This is a genomic window from Halomonas sp., assembly GCF_031581305.1.
Classification (GTDB): domain Bacteria; phylum Pseudomonadota; class Gammaproteobacteria; order Pseudomonadales; family Halomonadaceae; genus Halomonas.
In genome coordinates this window covers 1-1,338 of sequence record NZ_JAVLBC010000048.1, presented here as the reverse complement: position 1 = coordinate 1,338, position 1,338 = coordinate 1, and the positions used below count along the sequence as shown (strand labels likewise).

Annotated in this window: 1 protein-coding gene; it reads right to left on the bottom strand. The window is 66.5% G+C overall.

Annotation, left to right across the window (positions count from 1 at the left end; all coding sequences use genetic code 11):
- Positions 1 to 61 precede the first annotated feature (61 nt).
- Positions 62 to 1,338 (bottom strand): FAD-dependent oxidoreductase (locus RI841_RS06020; protein ID WP_310704678.1); only part of this gene is annotated, 1,277 nt, incomplete at its 5' end.

The window sequence follows — 1,338 nt, the reverse complement described above, 5'->3', positions numbered from 1 at the left end:
GACCAGAATGATATTGATGAATCGCTCGTCGCTCGAAGCCCGTGGCCCGCAGCGGGCGTCGTCAGACGCCCAAGTAGTCGAGGATGCCCTCGCCGGCCTGGCGGCCCTCGTAGATGGCGGTGACCACCAGGTCGGAGCCGCGCACCATGTCGCCGCCGGCGAAGATCTTCTCGTTGGTGGTCTGGAAGGCATGGGCGCCCCCCTCCTCAGGCGCCATGACCCGGCCGCGTTCGTCGAGCTCGATACCCACGGTCTCGAACCAGGGGGCCGGGCTCGGCTGGAAGCCGAAGGCCACCACCACCGCGTCGGCGGGAATGATCTCCTCGGAACCGGGCACCACTTCCGGGCGCTGCCGGCCGTTCTCGTCGGGCTCACCCAGGCGAGTGCGCACCACCTTGACGCCCTCGACCTTGCCTTCGCCGACCACAGCCACCGGCTGGCGGTTGAAGAGGAACTCCACCCCCTCCTCACGGGCGTTGGCCACCTCGCGCTTGGAGCCGGGCATGTTCTCCTCGTCACGGCGATAGGCGCAGGTCACGCTGGTGGCGCCCTGGCGGATCGCCGTGCGGTTGCAGTCCATGGCGGTATCGCCGCCGCCCAGCACCACCACGCGCTGGCCCTTCAGCGAGGTGAACTCCTTGGGGTCCTTCTCGAAACCCAGGCAGTGGTTGACGTTGGCAATCAGGTAGTCGAGGGCCTTGTGCACCCCGGGCAGGTCCTCGCCGGGAAAGCCCCCCTCCATGTACTTGTAGGTGCCCATGCCCAGGAAGACGGCATCGTACTCCTCGAGCAGGCGATCGAATTCGACGTCCTTGCCCACCTCGACACCGAGGCGGAACTCCATGCCCATCTCCTCGAACACCGCCCGACGACGTTCCATCACCGTCTTGTCAAGCTTGAACTCGGGGATGCCGAAGGTCAGCAGCCCGCCGATCTCCGGATACTTGTCGAACACCACCGGCTTGACGCCGTTGCGCACCAGGATGTCGGCACAACCCAGCCCCGCGGGACCGGCACCGATCACCGCCACCTTGCGACCGGTCTGGGTGACGCGGGAGAGGTCCGGACGCCAGCCCATGGCGAAGGCAGTGTCGGTGATGTACTTCTCCACCGACCCGATGGTCACCGCACCGAAGCCGTCGTTGAGGGTACAGTCGCCCTCGCAGAGCCGGTCCTGGGGGCAGACCCGCCCGCACACCTCGGGCAAGGAGTTGGTCTTGTGGCACAGCTCCACCGCCTCGAGGATATTGCCCTCGCTGACCAGCTGCAGCCAGTTGGGGATGTAGTTGTGCACCGGGCACTTCCACTCGCAGTACGGATTGCCGCAATGCAGGCAGC